The organism is Actinosynnema sp. NPDC023658 (genome assembly GCF_040639995.1).
GTDB lineage: Bacteria > Actinomycetota > Actinomycetes > Mycobacteriales > Pseudonocardiaceae > Actinosynnema.
Map to the genome: position 1 here is coordinate 1,036 of NZ_JBFAAX010000956.1, position 1,030 is coordinate 2,065.

A 1,030-nucleotide genomic window follows, 5' to 3' on the forward strand; every position below is an offset into this window, starting at 1 on the left:
GGGCGGGGCGGCCCCCGGTGCCCGCGCTCACGTAGCAGTGGGGGTTGGGGGGGCGGCCCCCCCACCCGACGTGGGGGCCAATCACCGGTTTCGCGGGCTCCCCCCCCCCGGGGGCGCACCCCGGCCCGCCCCCGCCGGACGTGCCAGTTGAGACCCGAAACTTCCGCGAAACCTCTGGTAGGGCGCTTGATGCCGACCTGATAGTGGTCAGCGCTCGTCCGACGGAAGGGGTTCACGATGAGGTGGAGAACGGTCCTGCTGACCACCGGTCTGCTGCTCGGCCTGGGTTCGGCGCCGGCCGACGCGGCCGAACCGGTGGTCGTCGACTCCACCCGGCACGGCGGTCGGACGGTCGCGTTCACGTTCGACGACGGCCCCAACCCGGTCGACACGCCGCGCCTGCTCGACGTGCTGCGCCGCCACCACGTCAAGGCGGTGTTCTGCCTGTGGGGCGAGCACGTGGAGGCCAACCCCCGGCTGGTTCGCGAGATCGTCGCGGGCGGCCACACCCTGTGCAACCACAGCATGCGGCACGACGACATGGGCAGCTGGACCCCGGAGCAGGTCCGGGCGGACCTGGAGCGGACCAGCGCCGCCATCCACCGCGCCGCGCCGGGCGTGCCGATCCGCTACTTCCGCGCGCCCTACGGCAGCTGGGGGCAGACCCCGCAGGTCGCGGCGGAGCTCGGCATGACGCCGCTGGGCTGGAAGCTCGCGATCGGTGACTGGGAGCCGCCGGGCGTGGACGAGCTCGTGCGGCGGGTCGAGGACGGCCTCACCGACGGCGCCGTGGTCCTGATGCACGACGGCCCGAGCGACCGCGGTCAGACCGTGGACGCGGTGGACCGGCTGATCCCCGAGCTGCGCGCCGACGGCTGGCGCTTCGACCGCCCCGCGCGCGGGTGAACGGGAAGGGTGCGACCGTGAAGCGCTCCACCACGGCGGCGTTGGCCGCCTTGCTGCTCCTGCTGCCGACCGCGGCCTCCGCGTCGCCCCGCCAGACCTGGGTGGGTGCGTGGGCGACGTCGCC

Annotated in this window: 1 protein-coding gene; it reads left to right on the forward strand. The window is 74.6% G+C overall.

Going from position 1 to position 1,030, the window contains the following annotated elements:
* The first annotated feature begins 237 nt into the window (after positions 1 to 237).
* Positions 238 to 906 (forward strand): polysaccharide deacetylase family protein, encoded by a 669-nt coding sequence (locus AB0G02_RS36880; protein WP_360804135.1) that lies wholly within the window; start codon positions 238 to 240, stop codon positions 904 to 906.
* Positions 907 to 1,030: the final 124 nt, after the last annotated feature.

What these genes read in the sequence shown, in the direction of transcription:
- AB0G02_RS36880 (WP_360804135.1), top strand. Translation starts at nt 238, where the DNA reads ATGAGGTGGAGAACGGTCCTGCTGACCACCGGTCTGCTGCTCGGCCTG.